Annotated in this window: 14 protein-coding genes; 8 read left to right on the forward strand and 6 right to left on the reverse strand. The window is 57.6% G+C overall.

What is annotated here, in order from left to right; translation table 11 throughout:
* The first annotated feature begins 98 nt into the window (after positions 1 to 98).
* Positions 99 to 518 (forward strand): ion channel, encoded by a 420-nt coding sequence (locus tag AAFN47_RS03555; protein ID WP_499807823.1) that lies wholly within the window; start codon positions 99 to 101, stop codon positions 516 to 518.
* 9 nt (positions 519 to 527) lie between these two features.
* Here AAFN47_RS03555 and AAFN47_RS03560 read toward each other — a convergent pair whose 3' ends face one another.
* Positions 528 to 1,400, reverse strand: coding sequence for a helix-turn-helix domain-containing protein (locus tag AAFN47_RS03560; RefSeq protein ID WP_499807824.1), 873 nt, complete (start codon positions 1,398 to 1,400; stop codon positions 528 to 530).
* A 129-nt stretch (positions 1,401 to 1,529) separates the two neighbouring features.
* On the opposite strand from AAFN47_RS03560, the gene AAFN47_RS03565 reads away from it, so the two are divergent.
* The 3 genes from AAFN47_RS03565 to AAFN47_RS03575 are packed head-to-tail and all read left to right on the forward strand — an operon-like array spanning position 1,530 to position 4,593.
* Positions 1,530 to 2,432 carry a fatty acid desaturase gene (locus AAFN47_RS03565; protein WP_499807825.1) on the forward strand — a complete coding sequence of 301 codons (903 nt, stop codon included), beginning with the start codon at positions 1,530 to 1,532 and terminating at the stop codon, positions 2,430 to 2,432.
* A complete protein-coding gene (locus tag AAFN47_RS03570; RefSeq protein WP_499807826.1) occupies positions 2,429 to 3,229 on the forward strand; it encodes a phosphate/phosphite/phosphonate ABC transporter substrate-binding protein in 801 nt (266 codons plus the stop codon). The genes AAFN47_RS03565 and AAFN47_RS03570 overlap by 4 nt, the downstream gene beginning before the upstream one ends.
* Before the next feature lie 53 nt (positions 3,230 to 3,282).
* Positions 3,283 to 4,593, forward strand: coding sequence for an NAD(P)/FAD-dependent oxidoreductase (locus AAFN47_RS03575; RefSeq protein WP_499807827.1), 1,311 nt, complete (start codon positions 3,283 to 3,285; stop codon positions 4,591 to 4,593).
* Here AAFN47_RS03575 and AAFN47_RS03580 read toward each other — a convergent pair.
* Positions 4,570 to 5,418: an FkbM family methyltransferase gene (locus tag AAFN47_RS03580; protein WP_499807828.1), complete on the reverse strand. Its 849-nt coding sequence runs from the start codon at positions 5,416 to 5,418 to the stop codon at positions 4,570 to 4,572. The two genes, AAFN47_RS03575 and AAFN47_RS03580, sit on opposite strands and share 24 nt — an antisense overlap.
* 358 nt (positions 5,419 to 5,776) lie before the next feature.
* On the opposite strand from AAFN47_RS03580, the gene AAFN47_RS03585 reads away from it, so the two are divergent.
* From AAFN47_RS03585 to AAFN47_RS03600, 4 genes are read left to right on the forward strand one after another with little or no spacing between them, the layout of a single operon-like run.
* Entirely contained in the window at positions 5,777 to 6,982 is a 1,206-nt protein-coding gene (locus tag AAFN47_RS03585; protein ID WP_499807829.1) for a glycosyltransferase family protein, read from the forward strand.
* Positions 6,979 to 8,247 carry a glycosyltransferase gene (locus AAFN47_RS03590; protein WP_499807830.1) on the forward strand — a complete coding sequence of 423 codons (1,269 nt, stop codon included), beginning with the start codon at positions 6,979 to 6,981 and terminating at the stop codon, positions 8,245 to 8,247. Before AAFN47_RS03585 ends, AAFN47_RS03590 begins: the two co-directional genes overlap by 4 nt.
* A gap of 13 nt (positions 8,248 to 8,260) precedes the next feature.
* Positions 8,261 to 9,394, forward strand: a complete 1,134-nt coding sequence (locus AAFN47_RS03595) for a glycosyltransferase family protein (protein WP_499807831.1) — start codon at positions 8,261 to 8,263, stop codon at positions 9,392 to 9,394.
* Positions 9,391 to 10,500, forward strand: coding sequence for a glycosyltransferase family 4 protein (locus tag AAFN47_RS03600; protein WP_499807832.1), 1,110 nt, complete (start codon positions 9,391 to 9,393; stop codon positions 10,498 to 10,500). Before AAFN47_RS03595 ends, AAFN47_RS03600 begins: the two co-directional genes overlap by 4 nt.
* A 2-nt stretch (positions 10,501 to 10,502) precedes the next feature.
* Here AAFN47_RS03600 and AAFN47_RS03605 read toward each other — a convergent pair whose 3' ends face one another.
* The 4 genes from AAFN47_RS03605 to AAFN47_RS03620 are packed head-to-tail and all read right to left on the reverse strand — an operon-like array spanning position 10,503 to position 16,484.
* On the reverse strand, positions 10,503 to 11,681 hold the full coding sequence (locus AAFN47_RS03605) for an ABC transporter permease (protein ID WP_499807833.1): 1,179 nt from the start codon (positions 11,679 to 11,681) through the stop codon (positions 10,503 to 10,505).
* On the reverse strand, positions 11,678 to 12,676 hold the full coding sequence (locus AAFN47_RS03610) for an ABC transporter permease (RefSeq protein ID WP_499807834.1): 999 nt from the start codon (positions 12,674 to 12,676) through the stop codon (positions 11,678 to 11,680). Before AAFN47_RS03610 ends, AAFN47_RS03605 begins: the two co-directional genes overlap by 4 nt.
* A gap of 8 nt (positions 12,677 to 12,684) precedes the next feature.
* The gene (locus AAFN47_RS03615; RefSeq protein ID WP_499807835.1) at positions 12,685 to 14,586 is read right to left on the reverse strand and encodes an ABC transporter substrate-binding protein; all 1,902 of its coding nucleotides are present in this window, start codon (positions 14,584 to 14,586) and stop codon (positions 12,685 to 12,687) included.
* A complete protein-coding gene (locus AAFN47_RS03620; RefSeq protein ID WP_499807836.1) occupies positions 14,583 to 16,484 on the reverse strand; it encodes an ABC transporter ATP-binding protein in 1,902 nt (633 codons plus the stop codon). Before AAFN47_RS03620 ends, AAFN47_RS03615 begins: the two co-directional genes overlap by 4 nt.
* Positions 16,485 to 16,494 lie beyond the last annotated feature (10 nt).

The raw sequence follows: 16,494 nt of genomic DNA on the forward strand, positions 1-16,494 counted from the left end.
GTTCAAAACTCGACCTCGATACGAGCTGATTGATACAGTTACTTCTGTGGCGTTGCGTTTATCAGCGAAAGGATGGTTACCTCGTGTTGAGCCAATTGATGCTTGGAACAGTCATCACACTGGTGTCTTTGCTGGGAGGCGCGTTCATGTGGTCGGCTCTTAATGAATTGCTCCTGAGAATGGAGCCGTGGCTTCGTGGTCCCAACCAGCATATCAGGTCATTCGTTGTTGTCTCGCTGGTCGCGATTTCGACGATGGGCATGACGACGTTCGGGGTCTGGTTGTGGGCGCTTGTTTTTCGGATGATGTCGGTTTTCAGCACGCTGGAAGAAGCTGTTTATTACTCCCTGGTCGCCTATACGACGCTTGGCCTTGGCGACGTTGTTGTTCCTCAAGAACTGCGGCTGTTGGGCGGCATGACAGGCGCAACCGGATTCCTGATGTTCGGGCTGATGACAGCTATGATCACCGATACGCTGAGGCATGTTCGCAGAGTGCAGCATCACCTTCGCGACTAGGCCGTCGCGTCAAAGCGTCTTGGCCAGCCCCACAACCTTGCCGGCGACGCGATCGGGGCCGAAACGCGCCATGCGGATCAGGTGGTCGAAATGCGAGGTAAGCGCGCGAATATGGTCCTTTGAATTGACGACCAGAAACATGTCGCCGACATAAAGCGCCGCGCGCAACGGCCCGAACAGCGTGTAAGGCGCCGAATAGACCTCACGGCCGTCATAGAGGAACAGACGAAACGTCGGATAGAGTTCGTCGATGAGCGTGACCATGTGCATGAGTTGTTCGCGCCGGACTTCCGCGCTCAGACCATTCCACATGCCCTGCCCGCTCGCGAACTGTTCGAGCCGCTGGACCGGCATGCAGACTTCCATGTCGGTTTCCGGAAGACGCGAATAGGTCAACTGGTCTTTTGCCTGCTGCTCGCGCGATTCCCGCTCGTCCGGATTCTTGAGATTGAATTCGAATTTGCGCACAGCCTCGGTTCGGAGCAAGTCAGGCAGTTCACTTGGGACATATCGAATTTTGTAGCCCATGGCCTCCTTGTGCCACTCGGACAGGATGCGCCGTCCGGACTCCTGATTGACGCGCTGGATTTCGAGCATCTCAACGGTTTCGCTGTCGAGTGAATCCCGTGCGATCAACCCCATCAGCCAGTCAAGTGAGACACCGCAGGTGCGGGCTATCGCGCACAGCGTCTCGGCTCTGGGCAGACGGGTCGAGCCCGGCGCGAGAAACTGGCTCAGCGCCGAGCGATCGATGCCGATCGACTTGGCGAACTGGCTGAGATTGAAACCCTTCTGCGCCAACAGGAGCGCCATGCGGTCCCGGAAGATCGCCGCGACATCGCGCTTGTCGCCATGGGTTTCATCGCCCTGTTGTGTTTTCACTGCATTTGATATCATTTATGTATTACTACCACATTGCTCTACATATAAACATTTTTATGCGCTTATTCTCACATTGTCTATTCTTGTTTGCAGGCGCATTGTGCGATGCAAACAAGGGGACAAATTCTGGTGATTCTCAAAGACCGATCCGAGTGGCGCACCCTCGGCCTTCTGACTATTTGCTACGCCGCATGGCTATTTTTTCTTGTTAACCCGTTTGGACTGCCATGGATTGTGGCGGCGCTTTTGCTTTGTCCGGTCATCACGCTGCACTCATCGCTGCAGCACGAGTGCATTCACGGACACCCTTTTCGTGGTTCAGCGGCCAACGACGCCGTCGTTGTTCTGCCGATTGGACTGTATGTCCCGTATTTCCGGTTCAAGGACTCCCATCTCGACCACCATCAGAACGCCAATATCTGCGATCCCTACGACGATCCGGAAAGCTGGTATCTCGCGCAGAATTTCTGGAGCAAGTTGCCGCGTATCGTGAAGGCGGCTTTCGAGTTCAACAACACGCTCGCGGGCCGTATGCTGTTCGGCCCGACAATATCATTGATCCGTCTCGCAATATCGGACGGGCGGGCAGCCATTCGCAACGACCGCGACGTCATCTTCGCCTGGGTCTTGCATCTCCCGCTCGTGGTGCTCCTGCTTGCCGTAGTGAATATGATTTCCGGCATGCCGCTATGGCTCTATTTCATCTCCGCCTATTTCGGCATGTCCATCCTGATGATCCGGACCTATCTCGAACATCAGGCGGAAGAGAGCCATCTCGGACGCTCGGTCATCATAGAGGACCGCGGTCCGCTGAGCCTGCTCTTCCTGAACAACAACCTGCACGCAGTCCACCACGCCTATCCGTCTGTGGCCTGGCATCAATTGCCGTCGCTCTATGCGCGGCATCGCGACCGGTTCCTGAAACTCAATCGTGGCTACAGCTATCGCAACTACATGGAGATCATCCGGACGTTCGCGTTTCGGCGAAAGGAGCCAGTGCCCTATCCGCTGGCAGGCGGAAGCGACCAATGAGCGGCGGCGACCCGATCGCCGCCTTACCCATGTATGACTGGCCAGAACTGCAAAGTTCAAACGATCGTTTCTGGCGCGCCATCCGGGTCAATCTGGCCGAATACGGTATTGCCGCGCCGGAACGGCTTGAGAGAACCCTGAGCGAAACGGAAATCTGGAACGCACCGGGTCTCGTGATTGGTCAGACCTGCGGCCTGCCCTACGTGCTTGGCCTGAAGAACAAGGTGCAATTGCTCGGCGCGCCAGCTTACGATATCGCCTGCGGCGCAGGCAGCTACTATAGCGTAATCGTCGTTCATGCGGACTGCCCTGCAACCAGGTTGGACGACCTCGCCAATCTCCGCTTCGCCTACAACAACGCCTTCTCGCAATCCGGCTTTTCGGCGTTTGGACACACGTTGCGGAAACACGGACGCGGCGCAGAAACCGTCGCGGAGCAGGTCTGCACTGGTTCTCATCGCGCCTCTATCCGCAGCGTGGCGGACGGCAAGGCCGATATTGCAAGCATCGACGCCGTAAGCTGGCGTCTGGCGCAGCGTCATGAGCCTGCGGCGCGGATGGTAAAGGTCATAGAGAAAACCGATCCCACACCCGGACTGCCGTACATTTGTGCACGGGACCGGCGTTTATCGGCGGACCGGATCCACAACGCCGTGGTGGAAGCCATGGCCGGACTGGATGAAGAGACCCGGGACGATCTTCTGCTGACGGGCTTCTCGCCAATGCGGCCAAAGGATTATGCGGTGATTGAAAGCCGTTACAGGGCGCAGCCGCTTTCTCAGCTTACAACCGCTTGACGCCGTTTTCGCTCGACGTGTAGGACCAAATCAGTCACCGAAAGGAAAATTTCATGGTCAGCGAATCCTATGACGCCATAATCATTGGCGCGGGCGTTATCGGCTCCTGCGTGGCGCTGGAGCTTGCGCGCAAGGGACGCCGCACCTTGTCGGTCGACAAGCTGCCCGAGGCCGGATACGGGTCCACCTCCGGTTCCTGCGCGATCATTCGCACCTACTATTCGACCTTCGAATCCTGTGCGTTGGCCTATGAGGGCTGGCACTACTGGAAAAACTGGTCGGATTACGTTGGCGAAAGCGACGAACAGGGCCTCATCCGCTATCACGACACCGGCTGCCTCGTCATAAAGACCGATCACAACCACAATCTTGCTCGGGTGTGCGAGATGATGGATCGGATCGGCTGCCCGTACGAGGACCTGAGCGCGCAGGATATTCCGTCGCGCTTACCGGACGCAGACGTGCACCGTTTTGAGCCGGCGAAACGCCCGGAGGACGAAGGGTTCGGCGCGCCGACCGGCGAGGCGGTCAACGGCGCGGTGTTCTTTCCGCGCGGCGGCTACGTCAACGACCCTAAACTGGCGGCTCACAATGCGCAGCGTGCGGCCGAAGCAATGGGCGCGAAGTTCCTGTTCAACCGCGAAGTATGCGAGATCACTACAAAGGATGGCCGCGTCGGCGGTGTGGTCCTGAAAGACGGGGCGACGATTACCGCTCCGGTCGTTATCAACGTTGCCGGACCGCACTCGTCCGGGATCAATGCGCTGGCCGGAGTGGCCGATGGCATGAAGATGAGCACGAGGGCGTTGCGCCATGAAGTCGCCCATGTGCCTTCGCCCGAAGGCGTGAATTTCGAGAAAGACGGCTTCGTCTACTCCGACAGCGATATCGCGACCTATTGCCGTCCTGAGACAGGCAACAACATCCTGATCGGGTCGGAAGATCCGGCCTGCGACGAGAAGGAATGGGTTGACGATCCGGACGACTTCAACACGAACTTCTCGGAGCAATGGAACATATTGGTCATGCGCCTTGCGCAGCGCATTCCGACACTGAAATTGCCGGGCGCCGCCAAAGGCGTTGTCGCCCTTTACGACGTGACCCAAGACTGGATGCCGATCTACGACAAGAGCGATCTGAAAGGCTATTACATGGCGATCGGCACCAGCGGAAATCAGTTCAAGAACGCGCCGGTCGCGGGCAAGATGATGGCCGAACTGGTTGAAGCCTGCGAGAGCGGACATGATCACGACAGCGATCCGGTTGAGTTCCACCTCGATTATCTCGACGCGGACATTTCAATCGGCGCGTTTTCACGCAACCGCGAAATCAATCAGGATTCAAGCTTCTCGGTCATCGGCTGACAAGGTCAGCAGGGTGTTTTCCGATGTGGCGCCGGCGATCCTGTAGCCGAGGGATTCGAGTTGCTCGACGCAGTCGATTTTCCAGAGGCGGCGCAGCACCGTTTCGATCAGAATGGCTTTCGGCCAGAGGGATTTATGTTCGGGAACCATGAGCGGCAACAGCGCCTGATCCTCATAACCTTCCACATCGATTTTCAACAGATCCACCCGGTCGATGTTGCGAAGGACAAGCGCTTCGGATAGCGGCGTGATCTTGATCTCCACATGGTCGCGCGCATCGATCGCGTCCGAGTGCAGGGATGCGGTCCCGATATTGGTACCGCCGCTCGAGTACAGCTTCAGCCTCTGCGATTTCGGACCGGTTCCACGATTGATCGCTTCTACACTGCGAAAACCGTTCGCTTCGAGATTGAACACCAGTTTGGAGAAGGTGCGCGGGTGTGGCTCGAACGCAAGAATCCTCGCATGGTCACCGCAGGCTTTTGCAACGAACATGCTGTAGGAGCCGACATTCGCGCCGATATCGACGAAGACCATGCCCGGCTTGATTATCGACGCGATCAGGCGACGCTCGGGAATTTCCGGCAGGACCTTTCTGCCGACAACCGTGCGGTCGCAATAGTTCTCGAACGGATATGCGCGCATACGCACGCCTTCCGCCTCGACGTCGAAAGGCCCCTGAAATCGACGTGCGAACCGCTTGCGGATAACCTTGCGCTGTTGCTGCCCGATCATTTTGTGGGTGGCGAGCCGCCAGATCACTGTCGGCAGCAAGCCCGGCTTGTGGTCGCCGAAATCCGAAACGGTGTCTAAGCCTTGTCGCATTTTAACAGTGTCAGAACTCGCCAAAGCCGCGCGCCATTGGATCAGCAGGGAAATTTATTACGTGATCGAAATCATCCGTCGATACTATGAAGTCAAATCAGCCTGTTGACCAGAGGATTCATTGGCTCCCTCGCATGGATTTCGCTGTTTCACCGGACATACAGATTTCATCGATCTCAGGCATTGTTCATTCATCCGATTCCTTGCCTGCACGTTTGCCGACAACCGCGGAATGGTTTATCAACATGCAACAAGGGCGGGATTGAACAGAGGCATCATGTGTGATCATTGGTCGGCGTGGCGACGTCCACATTGATTTCCGGTCCAGAATGACAATTGTTGTGACAGGTAGGCCTTTGTGAACGACGCCCCCCACATTGTACTTTACAGCCATGACACCTTTGGCCTCGGGCATCTGCGGCGCAGCCGCAAGATCGCCATGACGCTGGTCGAGCGGTTTTGCGGCGCGCATGCGACGATCATCACCGGATCGGATCTGTCGTCGCGGTTTCCTGCCCATGACCGCATTCACTTCGCGCCGATCCCGCAGATCGAGAAGCAACCGGACGGCAGCTACCGCCCGGCCGACCCGCAGCTTACTTACGAACAGGTGATCGAGGCGCGCAGCCACGCCATCATGGAGGCGCTCAAACGCCGTCCGGCCGACATCTTCATCACCGACAAGGAGCCGCTTGGCCTCAGCGGCGAACTGATGCCCGCGCTCGGCTATCTGAAGACCTGCGGGGCGACGCTTGTGCTCGGTCTGCGCGACGTGCTGGACGATACCGCTCTGCTGCGCTCGGAATGGGAGCGCAAGGGCATCTACGAGCGCATCGAGGGGCTGTACGACCATATCTGGATCTACGGTACGGAGAGATTCCACCATCCCTTGCGCGAGATGAGTCTTCCGGAGAGCGTTCTGTCGAGCTGCAGCTTCACCGGCTTTCTGTACCGCTCGCTCGGACAGGCGGGTGCGCCGGCGCTTCCCGCCGAACTGCCTGAAGACTATCTGCTGGTGACGGCTGGCGGCGGCGGCGACGGCGACTTCGTGATGAATGCGGTGGTCGACGCCTACGAGCAGGACGCGGAAATCACGATGCCGGCGGTACTGCTTCTGGGGCCTTATGCGGACCCGCAAGAGGCCCACGCGATCCGCGCGCGGGCGCAACGCACGGGCCGGATGCATGTGATCGATTTCGATTCGGAGCCAGAAGGGCTGATCCGCCGGGCTTCTGCGGTCGTCGGCATGTGTGGTTACAACACGTTCTGCGAAGTTGTGTCGCGCAACAAGAAGGCGCTGTTCGTGCCGCGCCAGACGCCGCGGCTTGAGCAATACATCCGGGCGAGCCGGGCGGCCGAACTCGGCTGGTGCCGTATGGCGCCGGAGGCTGTCGCCTCGAGGCCGCTTGATTTTGCCGCCGCCATCCGTGCGCTCATCGCCGACGACGAACCGGTTGGCGCCGGTATCGACGCACATGGCCTCGAACGCATCGGCGACGCCGTCGAAACCATCCTGCAGGACCGCGACGAGCAATCCATCCAACTCGCCAGGGCCGAGAGATGATGCAAACCATTGCGGTGGTTCTGAAAGGCTATCCACGCCTCTCCGAATCCTTCATTGCCCAGGAACTGCTGTCGCTTGAACGCGCAGGTTTTCGCCTCAACCTGATTTCCCTTCGGCATCCGACCGACAAGGCGCGCCACCCGATCCACTCGGAAATCAAGGCTCCGGTCAATTATCTTCCTGAATATCTGCACGAAGATCCCGTACGCGTCTTGAAGGGATTGGTGAGCAGTTTGCGGCGGCCAGGATTCTCGCAGGCGTTCCGTCTGTTTTTGAAGGACCTCGTACGCGATCCGACGCGCAATCGCGTACGGCGGTTTGGTCAAGCACTGGTCATGGCGCGCGAACTGACACCCCAGACCGCATGGATCTATGCGCATTTCATCCATACTCCGTGTTCCGTTGCGCGCTATTGCGGCGCCATTGTCGGGCTTGACTGGAGCTGTTCAGCCCATGCCAAGGACATCTGGACATCGCCGGACTGGGAGCTGAGCGAAAAGCTCGATGACCTGAACTGGTGCGTCACCTGCACGTCTGTGGGACACAAGCATCTGCAGTCACTGGCGAACGATCCCAGCCGCGTACATCTCGTTTATCACGGTCTCGATCTGGATCGGTTTCCCGCCTTCGAGCGACCGGCGTCCACGCGGGACGGAACCGGCGATAACCCGGTTCGCATTCTGACAGTCGGTAGAGCCGTCGAGAAGAAAGGGCTGGACACCCTGATCGCTGCGCTTGCGCTATTGCCAGAGGACCTCAACTGGCGCTGGACTCATATCGGCGGCGGCGTTTTGCAGGAGAATCTGGCCCAGCAGATCAGAGAACTCGGCCTTGGAGACCGCGCCGAAATGCTCGGCGCCAAACCGCAGGAATTCGTTCTGGAAACCTGCCGTGAAAGCGATCTCTTCGTTCTGCCGAGCAGGATCGCCGCCGACGGGGACCGCGACGGCTTGCCAAATGTGCTGATCGAGGCGCAGAGCCAGGGGCTTGCCTGTGTTTCCACGCCAGTGTCGGGAATCGTCGAACTCGTGGAAGACGGCGTCAACGGGCTGCTGACGCCACCGGACGACGTCGCGCGTCTCCGTGACGCCATGGCGGAATTGATTTCAAATCCCGGGCTTCGCGACGAGATGGCGCAAAGGGGCGAAAGAAAGGTGAGGACGCGCTTTGACCATATGTCTACAATGGACGATCTCGTGACGCTCTTCGAGGAAAGCGGCGTCCAACCGCAAAAGCAACAACATGCCATCCCGGTCGACGCATAGGGTTCTATTCTACGTGCAGCACCTTCTGGGCGTCGGTCACGTCTTCAGAACCATGCGTATTGTCGAAAGACTGGTCGAAACCGGGTTTGACGTCACCATAGCCCACGGCGGTGAAAAACTGCCAGACATGGTTTCCTGCGGCGCCGACATCCACTACATGCCCTCGCTACGCTGGGCTGCGGCAGATGATACGCGGCTGCTCGACGCGGATGGACGCCCGGCGGACGACGCGTACAAGGACATGCGCCGCGACGCCCTGCTCCTACTTCTCCAGAACCTACGACCCGACGTCATCATCACCGAAGCGTTTCCTTTCGGCCGCCGACAGATGCATTTCGAACTTCTTCCGTTTCTCGAGGCGGCATCCGCGCTTGCAAAACGACCGATCATCCTCGCTTCGATCCGCGATATATTGCAGGAGGGCAACAAGCCATCCAAGGATATGCAGACGGTGGAGATCATCGATCAGTTCTTCGATGGCGTCCTCGTCCATGGCGATACTCGACTGACGCCTCTCGAAGCCACATTCCCTTTCGTCGACAAAATTCGCGACAAGCTTCATTACACAGGCATTGTCACGCCACGCATCAATCCGGACAGCGAACCGCAGATGCATTTCGATGTTGTGGTGACGGCCGGCGGCGGAATGCTCGGCCGTGAACTCATTCGCGCCGCGCTCCTTGCTCGCGAGAGCACGAGCCTCAAGTACGCTCGATGGTGCGTCTGCGCCGGCCCTTATATGGCTAAGGAAGAATTCGACGCCCTCGGCGAACTGGCGACGGGCGGAAACGTCACGCTTCGCACATTCCTGACAGATCTTCCCACCCTTCTCTCAAAGGCTAAGCTATCGATATCCCTTGCCGGGTACAACACGGTCGCGGACTTGATGGCCGCCGGATGCCGCGCAGTAATAGCGCCGCAATGGAACGACAAGGAGACCGAACAGCTGCGCAGGGCGGAACTGCTGTCACAACGCGGTCTCGTCGAAATGGTAGGGCATGAAGAAAAGACGCCCGACATGCTGGCGGAAGCGATCCGCAGGGTGATGGCGAAACCGGCTCCCGATTGGCGTTCGATCGAGACCGATGGCGCAGCCAGAACCGCAGAAACCCTGAGCCGGCTGATTTCAGGTAACAGCGACCCATGATCAAAAAGATCGCCTTCTACGCGCCGCTGAAATCTCCAAAAGATCCGCATCCGTCCGGCGACCGGGAAATCGCGCGTCTGCTCATGCGCGCCCTTGCGAAAGCCGGCTTTGACGTGATGCTCGCATCAGAGGTCAAGAGCTATCAGAAGCGCGCTGATCCCGATCTTTACGCCCGACGCTACAGCGAGGTGGAGGCCGAAAAGGCGCGAATTCGGGACAGCTGGATACAAGACCCGCAACTGCGCCCCGATCTCTGGTTCACCTATCACCCCTACTGCAAATCGCCCGACTGGCTGGGACCGTATTTTTCACGCGAATTCGGCGTCCCCTATGCGACTGCGGAAGCCGCACGAACTGCGCAGGACAGCGACGCGGATTGGGAAAAAGGCAGGCTAGCGACAAAGGAAGCGGTCAGGGCAGCCGCGATCAATTTCGTATTGAAGGACAGCGACTGGACCTATCTGGAAAGCTTTATGCCGGATATGCGGTCTGCGAATCGACTGGCGCCATTTCTCGACCTGTCGATTCAACCCGATACGGCGCCTCAATCCCCGCCCCTTTTCAAAAACGGCGATCCGGTGCTGATGACCGCCGGCATGATGCGGCCCGGCAAGAAGCTGCAGTGCTACGAATCCCTTGCCGCGTCCCTGTTGGCGATCGGCCATGACAACTGGAACCTGGTTGTCGCCGGGGACGGTCCCAAGCGAGATACGGTGGCGGAGTTGCTTTCCTTCATTGCGCCAGAGCGGCTGAAGCTGCTCGGGAATGTCGAACATCAAATGATGTTCGACTTGATGGACCGCTCCGATATCTTTGTGTGGCCTGGCATTCGCGAGCCTATCGGAATGGTCTATCTCGAAGCCCAGTCGCGAAGTGCGCCGGTCGTCGCGCTCGACAACGCCGGCGTTCCCGCCGTGGTCGACGACGGAAAGACCGGCTTACTTGCAAAGAACAACGAAGACATGGCGGCGGCGCTTCGCCGTCTTCTGTCTGATCCATCTCTTCGGCGTTCGCTCGGCAATGCGGGAGCCGCCTATGTGCGGGAGCGCCATGACGTGGCCGTCGCAGCGGCCACTCTGGGCAAGGCAATCAGAGAGCTCGGATAGATCTACTGATAGGGATCGGCTGCGTCGCGCAGGCCATCGCCCATGAAGTTGAAGGCAAGGATCACCACGATCACCGGAACAACCGGCAGGATCAGCCACGGATAAAGCACGACCACGCTGATGTTTTGCGCTTCGTTGAGAAGAACGCCCCAGCTTGTGACCGGCGGCCGCAATCCGAGACCCAGGAAGCTGAGAGCAGTTTCGCCCAGGATCATCGTAGGAATGGTGATCGTGGCTGAAGCAATCAGGTGGCTCATAAAGCCAGGGACCAGGTGCCGCGCGATGATTCGACTTGGCCTCGCGCCCATCAGCTGCGCCGCCATGACATAGTCTTCTTCTCTGAGCGAAAGAAGCTTGGAGCGCACGGCGCGCGCCATACCCGTCCAGTCGAGCAGGCCAAGAATAATCGTGATGCCGAAATAGACGAGCAACGGACTCCAAGTGACCGGCATGATCGCCGCCAGCGCCAGCCAGAGGGGAATGCTGGGTATGGACTGAAGCACTTCGATCATCCGTTGGACGATATTGTCGACCCAGCCGCCATAGTAACCGGCGAGACCGCCGATCGAAATGCCGAGTATGAAGCTCACGGCGACGCCGATCAGACCGATCGTCAACGATATGCGCGCGCCATAGATTATTCGGGAGAACAGGTCTCGCCCGAGCCGGTCCGTTCCAAGCAGGAACAATGTGCCGCCGTCCCGCACGCAGAACAAATGTTTGCTAGACGAAATTAATCCCCACAGCTTGTATTCGTCGCCGTCGCAGAAAAAGCCAATAGGATAGGTTTTGGCTTCATTGGCGGCGTATTTGCGCTTCAAGAGCTCCATATCGAGCGTGCGGATGCGCTGATAGACAAACGGTCCGACGAACTCGCCATCCTTGAAAAAATGCACACCTTGTGGCGGCGCATAAATGTATTCCTGATGGCGCCGCGTCAGTTCGTAAGGCGCGATGAATTCCGCAAAGGCTATAACCACATAGAAAAACAGGAGAACAAGCGCCGACCAGTAGGCCACGCGGTGTTTCTTGAACTTCCACCAGATGAGCTGACGCTGCGAGGCGAAGAAATACTTCTCCTGTTCTGGCGTGAGCTGCTCAACCGAATACGGGTCAAACTCGGCGGTAGAGACGTAGTGTCCGAGGGGTTTTCCCGGTCTGGGCAAAGACGAATCGTTCATTTTTCCGGCTTTCCCTGAAGTCTGATGCGCGGATCGAGGATCGCGAGCGCGATATCGGAAATCAGCACACCGATGACGGTCAGCACTGCAAGGAACATCAGGAACGAACCAGCCAAATACATATCCTGGCTTTTGAGGGCGCGGATAAGCAGCGGACCTGTCGTCTCGAGCGACAGGACGATCGCGACCACTTCGGCGCCGGAAACGATATTGGGAAGAATGCTGCCAATGTCGGCGATGAAGAAATTCAACGACATACGGAACGGATATTTCAACACCGTTCGGGTCGGCGGCAAACCCTTCGCACGGGCCGTTATCACATATTGCTTCTTGAGCTCATCGAGAAGATTTGCCCGGATACGCCGGATCATCGCGGCCGTGCCGGCCGTGCCGATGACGACGACCGGTATGACCATGTGCTCCGCAATGGATCCGAACTTCCCCCAACTCATCGGCTGATCGATATAGACCGGGTCCATCAATCCCCCGATGGACGTGCCGAACCAGACCTTGGCGAAATACATCATCACAAGGGCAAGCAGGAAGTTTGGCGTGGCGAGGCCTATCAGCCCCAGAAAGGTGAAACTGTAATCGCCAAACGAGTATTTGTGCGTTGCAGAGTAAATGCCAATCGGAAAGGCGACGACCCATGTGAATATGATGGTTACGAAGGATAACAGCATCGTCAACATAAGCCGCGATCCAATCAGCTCCGAAACCGGCCTTTCATATTCGAACGAATAGCCGAAATCTCCATGCAGCATGCCCCAGACCCAACTGAAGTATCGCTGCCAGACCGGCTTGTCGAAGCCATATTCCTTGCGCAGATATTCAATCTTCTGCGGATCGACTGTCTCGCCCGAAGCCTGCAATTCCGCGACATAAGTCTCGAAATAGTCGCCGGGCGGAAGTTCGATAATCGAGAAGATTAGGACGCTGGCGATAAGCAGCGTCGGAATCATCGCGAAAAAGCGAAAGATGATATATCTGAGCATACTGCCTGCTATTCTTCGAACCAGAATGTATCGGGTCGGAAGATCCCGAAGAAGGCCGTAGGCGACCAGGCGAATATTGCGTCGGCAGGAATATTTTTCAGTTTCTTGTCGACGACGACCGGCTGGATCGTCTCCCGCGCAACCCCGATCGAGAAGACATTGTCGGAATAAATCGCAAGCATTTCCGCCCAGATCGCTTCCTGCTGATCGATATTGGTTGACTGCCTCCACGAATTGTAGAGCTCTAGAAGCTTCTCTGCCGCCGGAAGCGACACGGGCTCGCCGGCCTTTCCGTTCGTCTCCGTGTACTGACCCCATTTCGGCCAGTTTGGCTGGGACGGCGACACCGGCGCAAGCTGCTCGGGATTGGTTTCGGGCGTCGCCAGACCGATATCCAGCCCCTTGGAAATCGTCATGATTGTTTCACCGGTCAGGAAGCGACGACGCTGAATGTCGCGCTGCAGGGTACGAGTGAAAACCTTGATGCCAAGCTGTTCCCAGTGATAGCGAACGAGTTCAAGCGCATCGGTTTCCTCGGTGCTTTCGCCTGCGCTTTCGACAATCAGCTCCATCGGCTTGCCATTCGGCAGCAGACGAACGCCCTTGGAGTCGCGCTCTGTCAGGCCGATTTCGTCGAGAAGCTTGTTCGCCTGTTCGACATCGAGATTTGTCCAGGCGCTCGCATACTCTTCCTTGTACAGCGGCGATTCCTGAAGAACCGTATCGCCGCCTGCTTTCGCGAGACCAAAGAAAAGCTGCTGATTTATCTCGTCGCGATTGAGCCCAAGCGACAGAGCCCGGCGAAAGCGGACGTCCTGATTGAGCTTGTTCCACTCCGGATCGCTCACATTGAGATTTGGATAGAGCGAAATCTGGTTTGCGACGCCGTTGCGCCATAGAAGGACATTGTAGTCCTGCGTTTCCTCACCTTGCTTCAGGAAGGTGTAATCATCGAAATGCAGGTAACGCGCCTGAAGATCGCTCTCTCCTGCTCCGGCCTTGGCCGGAATGATGTCGACCGACTCGGTCAAAATGATCACTTCATCGATATAGGGAAGCTGCTGACCATTCGGATCGACGCGATGGTAGTAGGGATTGCGTTCAAAGACATAACGCTTTGACGGCCCGTCAGTGGTGTTGCGCCACGGCTGCAGGGTTGGCAACTCCGGATTTTCCGTGCGGTATTGCCGCCCCTTGACCGTGTGCATTGCAGCCCAGTTGCGGTACCCGCCGTCCTCAGCCATTTTCGCAAGCGTATCCGCATCATTGTAGGTGGTGTGGAACTGCTTCATGTAGTGGGACGGCATGTAGATGTATTCCGGGCTCGGCCCTGCAAGGCCAAGCGGGAAGGCTGGATTTGGATCCTCCCACGTATAGCGCACCGTGCGTTCGTCGATGACTTCGAACTTCGGCGGTTTGCCGTTGGAAAGCAGGACTTGCGGCACGCCGGATCCCGACAGGTCTCCATTATTGGCCACATCTTCCCAGAAATACCGGAAATCTTCGGAGGTGAATGGCTCGCCGTCCGACCATTTGTGTCCTTCGCGAATGCGCAGGGTGAAAATTCGCCCTTCTTCGGACTCGAAACTCTCCAGAATATCCGGTCTGAGCTTGTAGTCAGGTCCGAAACCGATCAGGCGCGCATAGCCGTAGACGGTCATCATGCGAATGTCTTTGGCGCTGCCAAGGAGGGTTACGAGTTGGCAACAATACCGGCCGATCGTCTTGGACTCTTTCTCGAAATCCACCACGAACGGGTCTTTCGGCAGGCGCTCCGTCATCGGCGGCAATTTGCCGGATTCGACGAGCGGCGCGAGGATGGGCGGCTCCTTCAACGCCTCGTCTGCGCGCGCAGTTCCAGCGACGAACACAAGACACACCATCAATGTGAACAGCAGGCCTCTTTTCATGCCACCATCCTCCTTGTAACGCTGCTCGGCCGAACAAGAACGAAATGATCCGATCCGACTTCGAGCATCTCCATGGGCGCGCCCGGTCCTTCGGGCACGAAACGTTGATCCCACACGTCAGGTGTACCGATCGACAGCAGGTTTGTCTCATCCAGCGGCAGAGGATGATTGAGATCGGTCGTGGGAATCGATTTGAACAAATTCTGGGTATAGGGGTGTACCGGGTCGCGGAACAGGACTTCGCCCGGCGCGATTTCGACGATCCGCCCGCCTCGCATGACGGCCACGCGATCGGCGACGTAATTGACCACGGCCAGATTGTGCGAAATGAAAACTGACGTCAGGTTGAGTTCTTTCCGAAGCCTGGTCAACAGGTTGAGTATCTGCGCCTGAACCGACACATCAAGCGCCGACACCGGCTCGTCGCAGATGAGCAGGTCGGGATCAAGAGCAAGCGCCCGCGCAATACCGATACGCTGGCGTTGACCGCCAGAGAAACTGTGCGGGTATCGGTTGAGCAATGTCGGCGACAGGCCAACCATTGTCATGAGTTCCTTGGCTCTCTCGCGACGCCATTGCCGATTTCCTATTCCGTGGATCTCCAGTGGCTCCGACAGGATATTCATGACAGTGGAGCGCGGGCTAAGCGAAGAAAACGGATCCTGAAAGACCATCTGGATGCGACGCCGCTGCTCGAACAGCGCCTTGCCCTTGAGGTGGGCGAGATCGACCTCGCCATCCTCATCCGTAAAAAAGATTTCTCCGGATGTCGGCGTCAGCGCCCGCATGATCATCTTGCTGAGCGTGGTTTTTCCGCAACCGCTTTCGCCAACCAGTCCGAAACATTCGCCATAACGAACGGAAAAAGACACGTTGTCGACAGCCAGGACATGTTCTCCAGCGGATCCCAACAGGCTTTGCTCACTCTTGACGGCGAAGCTTTTCGAAAGATTGTTCACCCGTAAAATTTTTTCGTCTTCGCCCTGCTTCCGCTCTTTCGCCTTCTCCTTGAAGGACTCGGGCAGTTCCTGCGTCACTTCGCGCAGCGCGACCAGCTTCTCGCCAGGCTGCATCTCAAGCCGCGGCACGGCCGCCAGCAAAGCGAGCAAATACGGGTGTTGCGGGTTTGTGAATATCTCGTTGAGCGTCCCGGCCTCCATCAGCGTACCGTGATAGAGCACCAGGATTTCGTCCGCCATGTTCGCGACAACGCCAAGATCATGGGTAATCAGCAGCAGCGACATGCCCAGCTTGCGCTGCACGTCCTTCAGCACGGCGAGCACCTGCGCCTGAACGGTGACGTCGAGCGCCGTCGTGGGTTCGTCCGCAATCAAAAGGGCCGGATTGCACACCAGCGCCATGGCGATCATGGCGCGCTGACGCAACCCGCCGGACAATTCCATCGCGTACATCCCGTATGCGCGCGAGGGATTCGGAAAGCCGACTAGCTCGAGCATCTGTTCGGTCAGTTCGCGGCATTCCTTCTTCGAAACATCGCGATGCAGATACAGGGCTTCGTCTATCTGGTTGCCTACGGTGTGAACCGGAGACAGCGACGTCATCGGCTCCTGGAAAATGATCGAAATACGTCCGCCGCGCAGATTACGCATTCTTTTACCGTCTCGCGGCAAGGTCGCGATATCGACGAATTCGCCGTTCTTGTCAGGATCGAAGAACTTTATCGAACCTTCTGTAATATCGGCGATATCCGGCAAAATACCCATGATGGTCTGAGCGATGATCGATTTCCCGGAGCCGGATTCGCCAACCAGCGCCACCGTCTTGCCCTTGGGGATTCGAAAACTGACGCCCTTGACAACTTCGACCTTGCTCTCTTGCGGGCCAATCTCCACGTGCAAATCTTCCACGCGCAGCAGATCTGGCGAAGCTTCACTCATTGCAGAAAAA

The sequence above is a fragment of the Hoeflea sp. CAU 1731 genome (assembly GCF_039888615.1).
GTDB lineage: Bacteria > Pseudomonadota > Alphaproteobacteria > Rhizobiales > Rhizobiaceae > Flavimaribacter.

Excerpts from the sequence above, each read along its gene's own strand:
- AAFN47_RS03555 (WP_499807823.1), top strand. The coding sequence starts at position 99 with ATGCTTGGAACAGTCATCACACTGGTGTCTTTGCTGGGAGGCGCGTTC.
- AAFN47_RS03570 (WP_499807826.1), top strand. The coding sequence starts at position 2,429 with ATGAGCGGCGGCGACCCGATCGCCGCCTTACCCATGTATGACTGGCCA.
- AAFN47_RS03575 (WP_499807827.1), top strand. The coding sequence starts at position 3,283 with ATGGTCAGCGAATCCTATGACGCCATAATCATTGGCGCGGGCGTTATC.
- AAFN47_RS03580 (WP_499807828.1), bottom strand. The coding sequence starts at position 5,418 with ATGCGACAAGGCTTAGACACCGTTTCGGATTTCGGCGACCACAAGCCG.
- AAFN47_RS03590 (WP_499807830.1), top strand. The coding sequence starts at position 6,979 with ATGATGCAAACCATTGCGGTGGTTCTGAAAGGCTATCCACGCCTCTCC.
- AAFN47_RS03600 (WP_499807832.1), top strand. The coding sequence starts at position 9,391 with ATGATCAAAAAGATCGCCTTCTACGCGCCGCTGAAATCTCCAAAAGAT.
- AAFN47_RS03605 (WP_499807833.1), bottom strand. The coding sequence starts at position 11,681 with ATGAACGATTCGTCTTTGCCCAGACCGGGAAAACCCCTCGGACACTAC.
- AAFN47_RS03610 (WP_499807834.1), bottom strand. The coding sequence starts at position 12,676 with ATGCTCAGATATATCATCTTTCGCTTTTTCGCGATGATTCCGACGCTG.
- AAFN47_RS03615 (WP_499807835.1), bottom strand. The coding sequence starts at position 14,586 with ATGAAAAGAGGCCTGCTGTTCACATTGATGGTGTGTCTTGTGTTCGTC.
- AAFN47_RS03620 (WP_499807836.1), bottom strand. The coding sequence starts at position 16,484 with ATGAGTGAAGCTTCGCCAGATCTGCTGCGCGTGGAAGATTTGCACGTG.